The following is a 15,321-nucleotide window of genomic DNA, read 5'->3' as shown; positions in this document are numbered from 1 at the left end:
CTACACTTTCTCTGCTACGGCTTTGCCAAATAAGCCTTCTGGTTTAAAAATAAGGACGATAATCAATATGGCAAATGCGACAACATCTTTATATTCTGCTCCCATCACGCCACCTGTAATAATGGAAAGATTGGCAGCTGTAAACATTTCAATTAATCCTATCAATATACCTCCAAGCATGGCTCCACGAATATTGCCTATTCCGCCTAATACCGCAGCTGTAAATGCTTTAAGTCCTAGTATAAAACCTATATAAGGATCGATAGTTCCATACTGCACCGCAAATAATACTCCTGTTGCACCACCTAGGGCAGATCCTACAAAGAAGGTCACAGAAATTACTTTGTTCACATTAATCGACATTAAAGAGGCAGTATCTCGATCCTGGGCAACTGCTCTCATTGCCATGCCCCATTTTGTTTTATTCACGAAGAAATCTAATCCAACCATCAAAATAACGGCGACTATAATGACAACGAGAAATGAGCTTTTAAAGCTTGCTGCATGGGAACCGAAAATGGATCCGATGCTAATCTTATCGGAGAACAGATTTGGTGATGTTAAAATGTAATTTCCTTTGAATAATTCTGTGATAAAACGAACGATATCCTGTAATAAAAAGGAGATACCAATTGCTGAGATAAGAGCGATTAGCTTTGGTGCTTTACGAAGCGGACGATAAGCAACTCTTTCAATTCCCATTCCCAGAAATCCAGTAATGAGACTAGTAATTAGGAGCATAATGATTAACGATACAACCGCAGGTAACATGGATGTCCATCCTAGGCTTGTTAAAACAATTAAGATACCTGTCCCAATGAATGCTCCGGTCATAAATATTTCTCCGTGAGCAAAGTTTATTAATTCTAAAATTCCATAAACCATTGTGTATCCTAATGCAATAACGGCATATACGGCTCCTAATGTTAATCCATCAATTAAAACTTGCGGTAATGTTTGTAAGATTTCTGTTAGCATTTTCTTCCCCACACTTTTGATTTAATTGTGTTTAGTAGATAGATAGGAATTATCATGAAGTCCGTTGATTTCCGCTACAGACACTTGCTTTCCGCGGGAGGGATGGGAGCCTCCTCGGCTTCGCCTGTGGGGTCTCCCATTTCCCTCATTTCCCGCAGGAGTCAAGTGTCTTCCGCTCCAATCAACTCAGCAATAATAACTTCAATGAGCCTGGCATTCATAGTTACTATCTATCTACTAGAATATATATTCAACCTAAATTGGTAGACTTCCCTAGTTATGTAAAGCTTGTAAAAAATAAAAAGGGTACAGGATGATCCATACCCTTTCTATGTTCTTGCTTATTGGCTGATTTCATCCTCTAAAATAGCTGGGTATTTTGCTTCGTCAAATTTGTAGATAAAGATTTTCGCGAATTTGTTATCTCCTTTATCGTCAAATCCAACTTCTGTTACTACCCCTTTGTAGTCTTGCGTTTCACGTACAGCCTTTGTTACGTCTTCACGTGATGGCAATTTGTTATCATTATCTTTAATTGCTTTCTCAATACCTGCTAGCAATACGGCAGCTGAATCGTATGCATATGCTGAATAGGATTCAATGCTTTTGCCGAAAGCTGCTTTATAGTCTTCAGCGAATTTCGTTCCTGTCTCTGATTTCGTTGTGTCTCCAGCAACGGAAGTAAGGAATGTATTTTTAACTGCGTCTCCAGCAATTTCAACGAAAGTCGAAGAGTCTAATCCATCTCCACCCATGAATGGGATATCTAGTCCTTTTTCACGAGCTTGTTTAACAAGGATTCCACCTTCTGCATAAAGACCACCAAAATAGATTAAGTCTGGCTTTTTAGAAGCTACTTGGTTTAAAACACCATTGAAGTCTTTTTCACCAACTGTAATTCCTTCATATCCTACAATTTCTGCTCCTAACTCTTCTGCAGCAGCTCTAAATGCATCTGCTAGACCAGAGCCATATGCTGTTTTATCTTGGACAACAAAAATTTTCTTAGCCCCTAATGTTCCCACTGCATATTGTGCACCAGCCGGTCCTTGAAAGTCATCGCGGGCAACAACACGGCTAACTGTTTTTAAACCGCGATCTGTATAATCAGTTGCCGTACTTGCAGGAGATACACTTACTAAATTATTTTTCTCATATACTTCAGATGCTGGGATGGAAACACCTGAATTTAAGTGTCCCACTACGCCTAAGACGGATTGATCAGCAACAACTAAGTTAGCATTCGCAACCCCTTTTTTCGGATCTCCCTGATCATCTTGTGCGTCTAATTTAAGTTCAAACCCTAATTCAGCAAATTTATCCTTCTGTTGATCAATTGCTAGTTGCGCTCCTAATTTAATCGCTTCTCCTAAGGTTGCGCTACCTCCAGAAAGTGGGGATTGTGTAACAATTTTGATTACTTTTTTGTCACCGGATCCTTCTCCATCAGAGTTTGCATTTGAAGCACAGCCACTCATAAATCCTAGTGCCAATGTTGCTGTCATAGCTAAAGAAAGTACTTTTTTGGATAACATAGTATGCCCCCTATAATTGTCTTTTTATCTATGAAGCTCCTGGATATTTTCCCAATTGCTCCTATTCCATGTATGGATTATAATCCTCTTCTAGACAAGTGTCTTTAATATTGTCAGATATTCTGACGTTATATTTTCAAAAAAGTTAATATATTCTGACATTTTTCTTCGTATTTCGAAATGATTGGTAGGAATAGCAACGTTTTCCCGTTTTTTCGACATTGGGATGCTACTTTTTTTCATAAAAAGCAAAAGCCTAGGGAAATAGGATAGAATTCAGCTATAGGACGGGAGATTACGACTAGCTTGGAGAGAAACGATAAGCTAGAAAAATAGAGAGTATTTGATTTGTTCGAGGAAGTTAATAAAGAAAATTTCATAGGTGGAGGGATTGGCAATATTAGAGAGAATTTGACTGTTTTTACAGCAAAATCGGCTATACTCAAGCATTTATGAGCTAAGCTAGACGAGAATATGAGCTACACTCAATTAGATAGGAGCAAAATTTAATGGATATCAGTTAAATTCCGCTAGAAATCTGCCGAACTTAACTGCTTCTCAGCCACCCCCCCTCCTAACACAGATCATCCCCAAGGCATATCTGTACTAATAACATTTGCAAATGCTTTACTATGCTCTCTTCTATCTTTGCGGATTTTTACACGTTGCTCCGCTGTATTGTAGAGCATTGTTTCTTCCTCCGATTGCGGAATAACTTTGGCAACCCGCTGTGGCTTGCCATTTTCATCTAAGGCAACAAATGTTAAGAAGGATGTAGCAGCTAGTCTTCTTTCGCCTGTTTTAAGATTCTCTGCTATTACCTTCACAAATACTTCCATCGAAGATTTACCTGTATGTGTTACATATGATTCTAAACATACAGAATCAGTAGGGCGAATGGGAAAAAGAAAATCAACAGAGTCAGTAGAAGCTGTAACTACATCACTTCGTGAATGCCTAGATGCTGAAATGGAAGCTACATCATCTATATAACTCATAAGCTTTCCACCAAATAATGAATTATGATTATTTGTATCAATAGGGAATATTCTGCTTGTTTTTACTACCAAAGATTCCCTGCAATATTTTTCTTGTTGAACCGTCATCTCCGAACAACCCCTTCCTTTTATTTATGCAAGTAATGGAAATCGCAATAGAAATATTGTAGAGGAAAGGTCTGAATTTTGTAAAGATAAATGTCCTCCTTGTGCTTTTGCTAACAGAAGACTATATGGTAATCCTAATCCGAGACCCCGCTCGATGTCTTTCTTATTTTTCCCTCGATAGAATCGTTCAAAAATATAGTCTTGTTCTTCTTCTGGAATTCCGTAGCCATTATCCTCTACTAAAATGCTTACATTATGTTGGTCATAGGTTAATTGGATAGTTATTTTTCCATTTTGCTTCCCCTTGGTTGCATGTAGACTATTATTTAATAAATTGACGATAATTTGCTGAAAACGCACACTATCTAGCATAGCATAAATCGGTTTCTCGGAATTCACAAAGGTAATCTCCGTAGTAGCCAAAGCTTCTCCATGCACAATTTCCCATTGATAAATGATTTCCTTTAACGTAGCCTGTACATTTAACTTTTCCTTATTCACCTTAATCGACCCAGCACTAAAGCTATTAAAATCTAGTAAATCCTCCACCATGCTTTGCAGTCTTCCTGCTTCCTTTAAACTCATCGTTAAAAATTGTTTCTTCTTATTATCTGGAATCACATTATCATTAACAGCTTGTATTAATGCGCTGATTGAGGTTATCGGCGTTTTTAATTCATGTGTGACTCCTGCGAGTAATTGCGTCCGCAAACTTTCTAACGCATAGAGCCTTTTTGTCATTTCATTAAACGATAAAACCAATTGGTAGAGCTCTTTTTCCTGCACATCTTCATTTAACGTAATATGATAATTCCCATTCATTAGTTGTTGAGCAGCACTCGCAACCTCTTCTACCGGCTTTGCCAGCTTTTTGGACAAGGAGTAAATGACAAACCAGCCAAGAAGCGCTAAACTAAGCAGCAATAATCCCAGTAATTGATATTCCTCTTTATTTAAATGCTGTAGCTGATTTTGAGGCTGAATAATATAGACAGACCCTGTCTGCGCCCCTCCATTTTTAATGGGAGCTATAACAACAGATGCTTTTTGATTATTCCATAGTGTTACCTTTTTAATGGTTAATTCACTTACTAAAGGCAATGACTCAATCAGCTGCTGTTTTTCTAGAGAGTCGGGAGGGAAATTCTGATTCAGTGAACGGACATTTCCTGTTGTATCTTTAAGAAAAGCATCTAGCGGCTGGCCTTCATTAATAAATTTTTGCCTATCCTGCAAAAACGGCAGACGAATATCCTTGAGTCTTCCTTCTTCCATTTCATTGGCGTGCTCTGCTATTTCCTGGGCAACTAATTTCGTTAGTTCCAAACGACTTTCCAATGCATTATGGCGAATCCATAAAATGGAGACAATCCCAATAATCAAAAGGCCACCACATAATGTAAGCAAATATCTTTTCGTCCAATAATAAAGAAGAGGCGTTTTTTCCTTTTTATTTTTCCTGAATATAAAATTGATAGCCAAGTCCCCGTAATGTTTTAATTTCGCCATCTTTTGGATCCCACCCATTTAATAATTTCCTGATTCTTTTAATTGCTAGGTCAACCGCCCGATCACTCCCGTCATAGTCACTTCCCCACACATGGTCTAAAAGCTGATCCCTTGTAAAGGTTTGATTGGGATTGCTTGCTAAAAAGAGAAAGACAGCAAGATCTCGGGGGGTAAAGGGAACCTCAATGCCATTAAGAAAAACCTGATGCGATACATCATTTATTTTTAAATCGCCATAGTATTTTACACGCTCATCGTTGTCTTGATAATGAGAAGATCTTCTTAACACCGCTTGTACACGTGCAATGACTTCCTCCCCTACAAAAGGCTTTGTAATATAGTCATCAGCCCCATTTTCAAATCCTTTTAACTTCTGCTCTGTATCCGATAGTGCAGTTAGCATAATAACTGGACAGGCTGATTTCTTTCGAATATAAGAAAGGACACCCCAGCCATCCAAATAAGGCATCATGATATCTAACAGGATTAAAGCGGGCGTTTCTTCCTCCAGCTTTTGTAATGCCTCGTCTCCATTATAAGCATAATCCACATCGTATCCTGCATTTTCTAAATATGCTCCTAGAACCATGGAAATTGCCAATTCATCTTCTACAATTAGAATTTTTTTCATCTTCTTTTCCTCATGCTTTATTTTTTCCTATTGAAATCAATTATATCGATAATTCACAGGATAAAAAATAGATCAGACCTTATCTGCTAACAGATGGCTGATCTTTTTTTCTTATTGATATCTTAAAGCTTCTAGCGGACTTAAATTGGAAGCCTTATTAGCTGGGAAGATTCCAAATATAATGCCAATCAAGACAGAGAAACTAACCGATCCTCCGACAACCCACCAAGTAATCTGGGAAGTCATATCTAATGTACTAGACAATATTTCTGCACTTCCTATACCAATAGCAGCGCCAAGAATTCCACCTAACGCACTAAGTACAATTGCTTCAATTAAAAATTGGAGCATAATATCTTTTTTTCTAGCGCCAATTGCTTTTCTAATCCCGATTTCCCTTGTTCTTTCCGTAACCGAAACAAGCATGATATTCATGATTCCGATTCCACCAACAATTAAGGAAATACTCGCAATCCCGGCTAATAATAAGGTCATTGTGTTAGAAACAGAATCTAAAGCTTCTGACACAGATGATTGATTTCGGACAGAATATAAAGTTTCATCTCCGTCAAACTGATTGTATAATTTCTGCTTCATTTTTGCCATTCCCATTTCTACAGAATCCTCATCCGTCATAAGCACTGTCGCTGAGGTAACATATGTTTGTCCGATAAAACGCTGTGCTGTTGTAAATGGGATAAGAACGGAGTCATCTACCGATCCAGTTAACTCTTCTCCTTTTTCAGCAAGCACCCCAATTACTTTATATGTTGTACCATCAATTTGAACCGTTTTATCAACTGGATTGGTGAATCCGAATAATTCTGTTGCTACATTATACCCGAGGACTACTACTTTATTGCGATTATCTAAATCGATATCCATCACATTTCTTCCTGACTGTAAAGTAATATCCTGCACGGTTTCATAAGAAGTAGTAACACCAGTAACGGTAACACCAGAGCTTGATGCTGTTCCATTTTTAAGCGTACTAGAAGTTGTTACTGTAGGGGAAACTGCCTTCACTTCTTCATATTCCTCAAAAGCCATCAGTTCATCGTAATCGACAACCTCTTCATCACTCGAATTTCCTGAAAGATTGACAGAAACGGTTGTCGTTCCTAATCCCGAAATTTCATCGGAAACGGAAGTAGAAGCTCCCATTCCTAATGAAGTTAATGCAATGACCGCTGCTACACCAATGATGATACCAAGCATAGTAAGCACCGCTCTTAATTTATTCATTGTAATATTTTTAAAAGCTATCTTGATTGCTTGTCCTAATTTCAAGAGACAACTACCTCCTTTGTCTCTGCTAACCGGCCATCCTGAATGCGGATAACTCGCTTCGCCTGTTTTGCAATATCTAAATCATGGGTTATCAATATAATGGTGTGTCCTTGTCTATTTAAATCTTTCATTAAATTCATTACTTCTACTCCTGTTTTACTATCAAGGGCTCCAGTTGGCTCATCGGCAAGCAGGATCGGAGGATTCCCAGCAAGAGCACGGGCAATTGCCACGCGCTGTTGCTGACCGCCAGATAACTCTGTTGGTTTATGCCCTGCTCTTTCTAATAAGCCTACTTTTTTCAAAGCCTGTAGGGCAATCTCTTTTCTTTCCTTACTTCCAATTCCTCTATACACCAATGGTAATTCCACATTTTCAAATGCAGATTGTTTGGTTAGAAGATTAAAGGATTGAAAAATAAAGCCGATCTTATGATTTCTAACCTCTGCTAACTGTTTGCTTTTTAAGGAAAAAACATTTTGTCCATCCAAATAATATTCTCCAGAATCGGGTGTATCTAAGCAGCCGATCATATTCATTAACGTTGATTTACCAGAGCCTGATGGACCAATAATCGCAATAAAATCCCCTTTATTTACTGTAAAACTGACATTATCCAATGCAGTAACCGTTTCTCCTCCAAGTGTATACTCCTTCTTTACATTCTTTATCTCAACAAGCGCATGCTGTTCAATCATTCATTTCTACCTCCAAATCCACCGGAGGGCATTCCGCCACCTTGGCCTCCTCCTGGCATCTGACCTCTACCTACACCACTTGGCATTTGGCCGCCGCCTGGGAACATACCTTGTGTCTCACTATCACTCGATGATTCAAATGTTGGCAGTACAACAGTGGTTCCTTCCTCTAATCCACTCTTGATCTCTGCGACATCTGTATTTTGTAAACCTACTTCAACTGTTTGTTTCGTGGAAGTTGTTTCAGTATTTCCATCTTCATTCGTTGTTGTTCCAGATGCTACTAGCACATAATACTCGTCATTTTCCTCTTGTACTGCTTCAATCGGAACAGTGATGACATCTTTAGCTGTACTTGTTGTAATAGTTGCTTCTGCTGTCATACCAACTAATAATCCACTCGGCTTGCTTATTTTGACCGTTACAGCATACTTAGCAACACTAGTACTATCGCTGTTTGCTTCTTTCGCAACGCTTGTTACTTTTCCAGTAAATTCTTTATCTTCAAGTGCACTTACTTTTATACTTGCCGCTTGTCCAACCTTCACTTTAGAGATGTCTAGTTCATCTACATTCACGACCATTTCTAGATGATCATAATCCGTAACGGTAACGACTTCTGTTCCCATCGATACATTTCCATCTTCCTCTACGTTCAAGGCAGTTATTTCACCAGAAAAAGTTGCTTCAATTGGATCAAGCGTATCATCTTCAAATGTTACTAGCTCATCGCCTTCTTCTACCTCATCCCCAACCTCGACTAACACTCCGTCAACAGTTGCATTGCCTGTGGAAGTAAAGGTTTCTTTATTGATGGTTGCAATGCTCCCTGTCCCACTTACCTCTATTTCTACATCACCAGTTTCAGCAGTCGCAGTTTGCGTTCTAACCTGTGCTCTTACTTCTGTTTGGTTGTCATTGGTAAAATAATAATAAGACCCAATTCCTGTACCTATTACTACTACTGTTACTCCACTAATAATCCACTTCTTTATACTTTTTTTCATCTTTTGCTTCAACCTCTTTCTATTCTATTAACATAAATTACTTATTCGTATGATTGTCTTGTCCTGCTGCTTACAAGTAATAGAATAAAAAAGAAATGTGTCAGGAATAAGTCAGGGGAAATTTTTTTTAAAATCTTTTTTAGAGGATGTCAATAGCTGGCAGTTTTCTTTTTTGGTAGGACTCTGCTTATGGGAAGTAGAACTCTGTTACCTTTTTGTTCTTTCCGGCTTGGCTTTGGGCTCTGATGAATGCTCTCTGTTACCTTTTCCTTCTCCAAAACCGTCTCGCGGGCACTGACAGCGCTTCTCTGTTACCTTTTCCTTCTCCAAAACCGTCTCGCGGGCACTGATAGCGCTTCTCTGTTACCTTTTCTTTCTCCAAAACCGTCTCACGAGCACTGACAGCGCTTCTCTGTTACCTTTTCCTTCTCCAAAACCGTCTCGCGGGCACTGATAGCGCTTCTCTGTTACCTTTTCTTTCTCCCAAAAGGTCTCACGGGCACTGACAGCGCTTCTCTGTTACCTTTTCCTTCTCCAAAACTGTCTCACGGGCACTGATGGAGCTTCTCTGTTACCTTCTTCTTCTCTCAAACTGTCTCACGGGCACTGACAGCGCTTCTCTGTTACCTTTGCCTTCTCCAAAACTGTCTCACGGGCACTGATAGCGCTTCTCTGTTACCTTTTCCTTCTCCAAAACCGTTTCACGGGCACTGACAGCGCTTCTCTGTTACCTTTTCCTTCTCCAAAACCGTCTCACGGGCACTGATAGCGCTTCTCTGTTACCTTTTCCTTCTCCAAAACCGTCTCGCGGGCACTGACAGCGCTTCTCTGTTACCTTTTCCGTCATCTCCCCCAACTTACGGGCACTGATGCAACCCCCCACCTACGTCGCCATAAAAAAAGCCATCAACAACTTCTACGTTGCCGATAGCTTTACTAAAACTAGCTTAACTTTTTCCACCCCATCCCACTTTTACAATAAAGGCTTCGTACTATCCTTTATACCTACCAATCCCAAAATCGTTAAAAATAGATTTTGTGGGCCTAAATAAGCATCCTTTGGATCAAAGTATTCTTCTAAAGTATGAATGCCTCCGCATGCTCCTCCTGCACCTAATGTAACGGCAGGAATCCCTAAACTAATTGGCACATTTGAATCTGTACTACTAGCGGCAGAGAGAACAGGATCTAAGCCGATGCTTTTCCCTGCAGCGATAACTGTTTGAATAATCGAAGCTTCTGGATCTTGTGTTCCTGCCGGTCTATCTCCGACTTGCTTTATCACAACCTCAATCACTGTTTTCTCGCTGTTCCATCGGTTATTTTCCTCTTCTGCCGCTTTTTCCAAAATAGACAACACCTTCGCTTCTAACTGAAGGAGCTCTTCTTGCGAATTGGAGCGTAGATCAACCATCATGCTTGCCTCTTGAGCAATCGTATTGACAGAAGTTCCTCCAGCTATGGTGCCAACTGTAAAAGTCGTTTTCGGATCAATGGGTGTTTTTACATCTGCAATTTTGCTTACTGCTCTTCCTAAAGCATGAATGGCACTTGGTATCCCAAAATCTCCAAAGCTATGGCCTCCAGAGCCTTTATACGTTACATGATAGCGATGACTGCCTGTCCCTAAATACGTAATCTCTTCTGGCGTACCAGGCTCTAGTGAAATAAATGCATCAATGTCTTCCCTATCCTTAAATAGACCTTTCACACCGCGCAGGTCTCCTAATCCTTCTTCCCCAACCGTTGCTCCGAAGATAATATCTCCTTCTGTTTCCATATTTGTTTTATGAAAAGTACGTAAAACCGTCAACACTGCAGCTAGTCCTCTTCCATCATCCGATATTCCTGGTGCGTATACTTTTCCTTCCTTCCACTCTGCTGTAATGGCTGTTCCTTCCGGAAATACTGTATCTAAATGGGCACAGACAAAGATTCTCGGTCCCTTTCCTGTTCCATATCTTATCCCAAATACATTTCCATGCCGATCCTGTTGAATATCATCTAAACCAAATGATGCTAATTTCGATTGAAAAACCTTCCCTTTCTCTGCTTCCAGAAAGGACGGAGCTGGTACTAAGGTAAGCTCAATTTGTTCATTTAGTGTGTTCTCATCATCCTCCTGCAAAAACACGAGCCCTTCCTTCACAAGCGGATTTTCAAGCATTTTAGTAAATACACTTTCCATTTTATTCATTCCAATAATCGACATAGCTCATTCCTTCTTTCTTTGTATTTAAGGATTAGCCTCAAGTGCTGTTTCGTGCTGTACCATAACGTCTACTCAAAAGGGTTATAAAATCGCTGACCATCGTAAAAGGTAATAACTAAACTACAAATAAATAAAATTGCTACTAATGAAATAGCAAGATAATCGCCCTTATCAAATCGTTTTTCTCGGTACCAAGTTCTGGTTTTCTTTTTTCCAAATCCTCTTAGATCCATCACATTGCTTATTGTTTCAATTCGATTTAAGCTTGCAAAGATTAACGGAGTAATAATACCCATCACATTTTTCACACGCGTTAGAAGAGAAGCTTTCTTCGATAAATCATTTCCCCTAGCTTGTTTGGATAAGGTGATATTACGGTAATCTCTTTGAATATCTGGAATATAGCGCAGGGTAATACTGATCGCATATGTTATGCGGTAGCTTACGCCAATTCGATGAAAGGATGAAGCAAATTCACTAGGATTGGTTGTTAAAATAAATAATAGAGCGATTGGAATGACGGTGAAATATTTCAATGTCACATTTAGTAAATAAAACAGCTGCTCTGCTGTCACCACATAGGGTCCAGCGATTGAAAAAAATACATGCTCCGTGCCATAAATTTCTACACCTTGTTTCGGTGAAAATAGAAATATAGCAATATTGTTTAGCAAAAGAAATAAACCAAAAAGAAGTACAACAAAGGAAACTTCTTGCCAGCTGATTTTAGATAATTTAAATAGCGTAAGCCCAAGGAATAGCATAATCACTAGAATCCGGGTATCATATGTAAGCATGGCTGCAAGGGACCATAGTATAAAACAAAGTAGTTTAGTAGCGCCGGCAAGACGATGAATCGGTGAATTTTTTTCTAAATAGGCTAGCATTTCAGCCATGTTTTTCTCCCCTCTTGCTCATATGAAATAAATGCGTCAATGAATTCACTTGGATTTTCCACCTGCAATAGCTTTGCCATTTCATAGAGAGACGTTTCTTTCAAATTGGCAGCTTTCATTATTTGTGGATTTGTTAATATATTCGCAGAACTGCTATCTGCGATGATTTCTCCATCCGCGAGCACCATCGTTCTACTTGTATATTCCTGGATTAAATGCATATCGTGAGTGATTATCATCATACTTATTCCTGTGCGATTTAGCTCGAGTAAAAAATCCATTATTTCTGTATAATGATATAAGTCTTGCCCTGCGGTTGGTTCATCTAATATCAATATTTCTGGCTTTAATACTAAGATGGATGCAATCGTTACCCGCTTCTTCTGCCCATAGCTTAAAGCAGAAATAGGCCATTTCCGATAAGGAAGCAGACCGCAGATTTTCAGTGCTTCCTCTACTCTCTTCTCTATTTCAGATGGATCCATCCCTTGATTGATTAGACCTAATGAGACTTCATCCTTTATGAAATGCTTTGAGATCATATGATTAGGGTTTTGCAGGACAAATCCTATTTTCTGCCCCTTTTCTTTAATGGTAAGATTGGTGATATCCATTCCATTTAAAAAGAGGGATCCTTCTTTCGGTACTTCAAAACCATTAATCAGCTTGGCGAGAGTCGATTTCCCAGCACCGTTTTTTCCAACAATACTGACCATTTCTCCCTTTTCTAATGAAAAAGACAAGTTTTTTATCCCGCTTTCCTGATTTGGATAGGTAAAAGACAACTTATTCACTTCTAGCAAAGTCGGTTGTTTTTTCCGCTGTAATTCTCGCCTTCTCCCTTGAAACCAATTGATTACTTTCTGTCTATACTCCTTCATGGGAATCATAGAAAGAGGATGAATTGGTATATGATCGGGCAAACGAACGCCTGCGTCCTGCAATAGTTTTATATAGAGTGGTTTTCTCAAACGATGATCATCTAATAAGCTAGAAGCAAGTAATTGCTGGGGAGAAAGATCCGCTATTAAGGTTCCGTGATCAATAAGCAAAATCCGATCGACATCCGCCTCTAATACCTCTTCTAATCGATGTTCAATAATAATAATGGTGTTATTATGCCTTTTATGAATGTCTGCGATTAGATGCATCGCCTGTTTGCCAGCTACCGGATCTAGATTTGCTAGTGGTTCGTCAAAAAGTAATATGTCGACTTCTTCTATTAAGACACCTGCTAAAGCGACTCTTTGCTTTTGTCCCCCAGATAGCTGATGAATCGAAGCATCTAAATACTGCTCCATCCCTACTAAAGACGCTGCTGTCACGACTTTTTCCTGCATCAATTTCGAGGAAACCTGATTATTTTCTAAAGCAAATGCAATATCCTCTCCTACTGTTAATCCAATAAACTGAGTATCTGAATCTTGCAATATAGTTCCCACAGATTGGGATAGCTCATAAATAGTCTGTAATTTGGTTTCCTTGCCTTTTATCCTAAGGCTCCCTGATATCTCGCCTTCATAGGAAAAAGGTATTAATCCATTTATACAATGGGCAAAGGTGCTTTTTCCTGATCCAGATGGGCCTACGATTATCACTTTTTCCCCTTCATAGATTGTTAGATTTATATTCGATAAGGTTGGCTTAGACTGACTCCGGTATTTAAAAACGAAATCTTTAAACTCTATTATTGGCTTGTTCATCCTACTCTCCCACTTTTTTTAAACAATACATTCCTAGTTGATTAATCTCGGACTTGGTTTCGTGTTTAAAATTGGATAACAACTGCCATTCATATGGACTCTCCCATATGAATGGCCATTTTGCTAAACTGTCTCTTCTTTTTCTAAACTATTGGTTTTACTAATTGTTTTAGAATAAGCATAGATTAATAATGTTCCAAGCACTGCTACTGTCGCGATATTTAGACCGCCTGCAACTAGCCCTTGTAAAACTACTTTATTGATAGGCTCTGCATAAATTAGCACATCCAATAGAGGAGCTAGCACAAACCAGCCAATCGCTTGAACGATTATTTGGACGACATTAAATGTGAGTATTTGCTTCCATCCAAAAATGCCTTCTTTTATGTTTATTTTTTTCCAAGCTAGACCAAATCCAACTCCGACAACTCCAGATACTATTATCCAGCTCCACCAAGGTGAGCCCCATACTAAAATATCTTTTAATGCATGACCGATAAATCCAATTAGTCCACCTACGACTGGTCCAAATATAACAGTCATTAATGCGAGAAAAGCATAGGAGGTTTCAAAGGATGTATTTGGAACCCCTGTAGGAATGGCGGCAAACCTTCCTAGGATAATAAATACAGCGGCCCCAATCCCAATTGCTACAACATTTTTTGTTGATAAAACGTTCTTACTTCCCATTTTCCTATTTCCCCCTTGTTTAATATCAATATAACATTTAAAGAAAAGCCGACTTTTTTTCAAATCCTATGTAATCAATCTGATCCGCACCTTCCGATTTACGCCCGTTCCTATTTTATATTTGAATGTCAAAGATTGTTGATTAATGGCAATACCGAGATTATTTAAACTATTTATGTAGCAAATTGGCTCCCCTATTTGGCTATCCGCAAAGGATTTCCCAAAAATAACGTTGTCCTTAAAAAGGATTTCTTCCTCTCGGTAAATGGTTACTTCTACAGAATCTCCATAATTAATGTCTAGCTTTTGGACGAAGGATCGCCTTATATTCGTCCATAAATTGCCGAAGCGAACATCGTGAATTTCAATAATTCCGTGCAAACCACTTCTATTTATATATGCTTCTTGTAATGGGAGATGGATAAGTGAATCTAGAGAGACTTGTGGACCAATTATGCGAACTTCAGCTAATTCTTCTTTTAAATGAGACAAGGTTCCATTATCAGGTGTGATGATATAATGATCCTTACAGGTTCGAGCGACAACACTCCTTCGACTTGAGACCACTCCTGGATTTACAACAGAAACGAACACCGTTCCAGGCGGCCAATAAGATACAGTTTGCAAAAGTCGATAGGATGCCTCCCAAATATTAAAGGGAGGGATATCATGCGTTAAATCGAATATGCCTATCTTCGTATCTACTGAATGTGCGACCCCATACATGGCGCTTACCGCCCCATCACTTATCCCAAAGTCAGATTGCAAAACTAATGCTCCCATGTTTCATCCTTCCTCCCATAAGATGCATTTCCTAGGTAGATTACCTATTCTTATGTCACTTCTATTTAAAATAAGCCTTATTGTTAGAAAAGTTTCATTTTTCTAATAATTAACATTATCTTACAAGATTACTTCCGTTCATGCAAGATACCTCTTGGCTAATCACATTATTTTGAGGGAAAATTAGATAAGGAGATGATCAAAGAATGGAGGTATTATAATCGTTGTCTGCAATGTTCTTATTTTCTCTGTAAAAAAAAGACCTCTTACACTTGTTGTATAA

General features: G+C 38.9%; 13 protein-coding genes. All 13 read right to left on the bottom strand.

Features of this window, described 5'->3' with window-relative positions:
- The gene (locus tag AB3U99_RS04615) at positions 1–978 is read right to left on the bottom strand and encodes a branched-chain amino acid ABC transporter permease (protein ID WP_400245861.1); all 978 of its coding nucleotides are present in this window, start codon (positions 976–978) and stop codon (positions 1–3) included.
- Positions 979–1,319: 341 nt separating this feature from the next.
- Positions 1,320–2,513: a branched-chain amino acid ABC transporter substrate-binding protein gene (locus AB3U99_RS04610; RefSeq protein WP_400245859.1), complete on the bottom strand. Its 1,194-nt coding sequence runs from the start codon at positions 2,511–2,513 to the stop codon at positions 1,320–1,322.
- Positions 2,514–3,097: 584 nt separating this feature from the next.
- Positions 3,098–3,619, bottom strand: a complete 522-nt coding sequence (locus tag AB3U99_RS04605) for an acyl-CoA thioesterase (RefSeq protein WP_400245857.1) — start codon at positions 3,617–3,619, stop codon at positions 3,098–3,100.
- Between the two features lie 24 nt (positions 3,620–3,643).
- Entirely contained in the window at positions 3,644–5,128 is a 1,485-nt protein-coding gene (locus AB3U99_RS04600) for an ATP-binding protein (protein ID WP_400245855.1), read from the bottom strand.
- Entirely contained in the window at positions 5,070–5,759 is a 690-nt protein-coding gene (locus AB3U99_RS04595) for a response regulator transcription factor (RefSeq protein WP_400245853.1), read from the bottom strand. Before AB3U99_RS04595 ends, AB3U99_RS04600 begins: the two co-directional genes overlap by 59 nt.
- A gap of 111 nt (positions 5,760–5,870) precedes the next feature.
- Positions 5,871–7,049, bottom strand: coding sequence for an ABC transporter permease (locus AB3U99_RS04590; protein ID WP_400245851.1), 1,179 nt, complete (start codon positions 7,047–7,049; stop codon positions 5,871–5,873).
- Positions 7,046–7,747 carry an ABC transporter ATP-binding protein gene (locus AB3U99_RS04585; RefSeq protein ID WP_400245850.1) on the bottom strand — a complete coding sequence of 234 codons (702 nt, stop codon included), beginning with the start codon at positions 7,745–7,747 and terminating at the stop codon, positions 7,046–7,048. The genes AB3U99_RS04590 and AB3U99_RS04585 overlap by 4 nt, the downstream gene beginning before the upstream one ends.
- Positions 7,744–8,754, bottom strand: a complete 1,011-nt coding sequence (locus AB3U99_RS04580) for an efflux RND transporter periplasmic adaptor subunit (protein WP_400245848.1) — start codon at positions 8,752–8,754, stop codon at positions 7,744–7,746. The genes AB3U99_RS04585 and AB3U99_RS04580 overlap by 4 nt, the downstream gene beginning before the upstream one ends.
- Positions 8,755–9,727: 973 nt before the next feature.
- Entirely contained in the window at positions 9,728–10,966 is a 1,239-nt protein-coding gene (locus AB3U99_RS04575; RefSeq protein ID WP_400245846.1) for a M20/M25/M40 family metallo-hydrolase, read from the bottom strand.
- 68 nt (positions 10,967–11,034) lie between these two features.
- Positions 11,035–11,862 (bottom strand): energy-coupling factor transporter transmembrane component T family protein, encoded by an 828-nt coding sequence (locus AB3U99_RS04570; protein ID WP_400245844.1) that lies wholly within the window; start codon positions 11,860–11,862, stop codon positions 11,035–11,037.
- Positions 11,847–13,565, bottom strand: coding sequence for an ABC transporter ATP-binding protein (locus tag AB3U99_RS04565; RefSeq protein ID WP_400245842.1), 1,719 nt, complete (start codon positions 13,563–13,565; stop codon positions 11,847–11,849). Before AB3U99_RS04565 ends, AB3U99_RS04570 begins: the two co-directional genes overlap by 16 nt.
- A 123-nt stretch (positions 13,566–13,688) precedes the next feature.
- Positions 13,689–14,255, bottom strand: coding sequence for an ECF-type riboflavin transporter substrate-binding protein (locus tag AB3U99_RS04560; protein ID WP_400245840.1), 567 nt, complete (start codon positions 14,253–14,255; stop codon positions 13,689–13,691).
- A 66-nt stretch (positions 14,256–14,321) separates the two neighbouring features.
- Complete coding sequence (locus tag AB3U99_RS04555; protein WP_400245838.1) at positions 14,322–15,038, bottom strand: S-adenosyl-l-methionine hydroxide adenosyltransferase family protein; 717 nt, start codon at positions 15,036–15,038, stop codon at positions 14,322–14,324.
- Positions 15,039–15,321: the final 283 nt, after the last annotated feature.

The sequence above is a fragment of the Niallia tiangongensis genome, assembly GCF_044704065.1.
Classification (GTDB): Bacteria; Bacillota; Bacilli; order Bacillales; family Cytobacillaceae; genus Niallia; species Niallia tiangongensis.
Note: the sequence above shows the minus strand (reverse complement) of the source record. Positions and strands in the feature narration are given on the sequence as shown.

Coding starts and splice junctions, on each gene's coding strand:
- AB3U99_RS04615 (WP_400245861.1), bottom strand. CDS start 978: ATGCTAACAGAAATCTTACAAACATTACCGCAAGTTTTAATTGATGGA.
- AB3U99_RS04610 (WP_400245859.1), bottom strand. CDS start 2,513: ATGTTATCCAAAAAAGTACTTTCTTTAGCTATGACAGCAACATTGGCA.
- AB3U99_RS04605 (WP_400245857.1), bottom strand. CDS start 3,619: ATGACGGTTCAACAAGAAAAATATTGCAGGGAATCTTTGGTAGTAAAA.
- AB3U99_RS04600 (WP_400245855.1), bottom strand. CDS start 5,128: ATGGCGAAATTAAAACATTACGGGGACTTGGCTATCAATTTTATATTC.
- AB3U99_RS04595 (WP_400245853.1), bottom strand. CDS start 5,759: ATGAAAAAAATTCTAATTGTAGAAGATGAATTGGCAATTTCCATGGTT.
- AB3U99_RS04585 (WP_400245850.1), bottom strand. CDS start 7,747: ATGATTGAACAGCATGCGCTTGTTGAGATAAAGAATGTAAAGAAGGAG.
- AB3U99_RS04580 (WP_400245848.1), bottom strand. CDS start 8,754: ATGAAAAAAAGTATAAAGAAGTGGATTATTAGTGGAGTAACAGTAGTA.
- AB3U99_RS04575 (WP_400245846.1), bottom strand. CDS start 10,966: ATGTCGATTATTGGAATGAATAAAATGGAAAGTGTATTTACTAAAATG.
- AB3U99_RS04570 (WP_400245844.1), bottom strand. CDS start 11,862: ATGGCTGAAATGCTAGCCTATTTAGAAAAAAATTCACCGATTCATCGT.
- AB3U99_RS04565 (WP_400245842.1), bottom strand. CDS start 13,565: ATGAACAAGCCAATAATAGAGTTTAAAGATTTCGTTTTTAAATACCGG.
- AB3U99_RS04560 (WP_400245840.1), bottom strand. CDS start 14,255: ATGGGAAGTAAGAACGTTTTATCAACAAAAAATGTTGTAGCAATTGGG.
- AB3U99_RS04555 (WP_400245838.1), bottom strand. CDS start 15,038: ATGGGAGCATTAGTTTTGCAATCTGACTTTGGGATAAGTGATGGGGCG.